Source organism: Parabacteroides sp. ZJ-118 (assembly GCF_011038785.1).
Lineage (GTDB): Bacteria > Bacteroidota > Bacteroidia > Bacteroidales > Tannerellaceae > Parabacteroides.
Genome location: NZ_JAAKDT010000108.1, coordinates 1 through 1193 on the forward strand (window position 1 = coordinate 1; position 1193 = coordinate 1193).

Annotated in this window: 1 protein-coding gene; it reads left to right on the plus strand. The window is 49.5% G+C overall.

The features are described from left to right. Window positions 1-130: 130 nt before the first annotated feature. On the plus strand, window positions 131-1193 hold a 1063-nt coding region (locus tag G7Y39_RS13395), incomplete at its 3' end, for a transposase (RefSeq protein WP_165157923.1).

The window sequence follows — 1193 nt, forward strand, 5'->3', positions numbered from 1 at the left end:
TAATACTTCGTTAAATTTTTATTCAATCCGTTGAAAATAAATGAGTTAGTTAACAAAGTTTAGCTCAATAAAATAGGTCAAGTAGCTGAATTTCAGTATCTTTAATGATATTCGACCACACATTAAAGCGATGCAGAAAACAGCACTTGACCGATATGAGGAAATCGTAATCGAAGCCTTGAGATGTTGCTCGGCGAAGTTACGCAAAAGTTTTAAAACAGCCTTCATCCAGACGATGGTTTTGTATATGGTTTTGCCAAGAAAGATAAATTTCAAGCAGATGGGACGTTACTCGGACAGTTGCGAGCAGCGGTTCCGCCAACTCTATGAACGCGACTTCGATTGGATGGAGTTCAACTTGCAGCTCATGCGGCGGCGGTTGGGCGATGGTTTGCGAAAAGCAATCGCTATAGATGCGAGCTATATCTCGAAAGCCGGGAAGAAGACTCCTTATATCGGCAAGTTCTGGTCGGGCTGCGCCGGAGCGATGAAACGTGGTCTTGAAATACTCGGCATCGGCATTGTTGATGTGGATATGCACGACTGCATGATGTTGCGCGCCGAGCAGACACCCGACAAAGCAGTGTTGCAGGACAAGGGCGATGACTACAATCTTGTGGACTGGTATCTCGATGTGCTGCGCAAACACCGTGAACGATTGCTCGGGATAACACGGTATGTCGTGGCTGATGCATGGTTCTCCAAAGCCCGTTTTGTCAACGAACTGTGCGTCATCGGGTTCCATCTGATAAGCCGTCTGCGCGATGACGCCGCCCTGTGGTATGCCCACAGCGGTATACGCACCGGCAAGAAAGGCCGTCCGCGGGTCAAAGGCGAGAAAATTGATTTTGAAAATCTCGACAGCACCCGTTGTGAGAGACTCGACATCGAAGGAGGCAGAGCGTATGTGCTCAATGCCTACTCGACGGCCATGAAGCGCAATATCCGCATCGTCGTGCATTTCCCCGATGCCGGAGGTCGGAAGATATATTTCTCGACCGACCCGGAGATGACCGGGCGAGACATCATCGAGTTCTACCGCTCCCGCTTTCAAATCGAGTTTTGCTTCCGGGACTCCAAGCAGTTTACAGGGCTGAACCATTGCCAGGCCCGTGACTTGCGCAAACTCGACTTCGCTTTCAATGCCTCGCTCGCATCGGTCAACGTCGCAAAAGTAATCCGAAGCGAATATT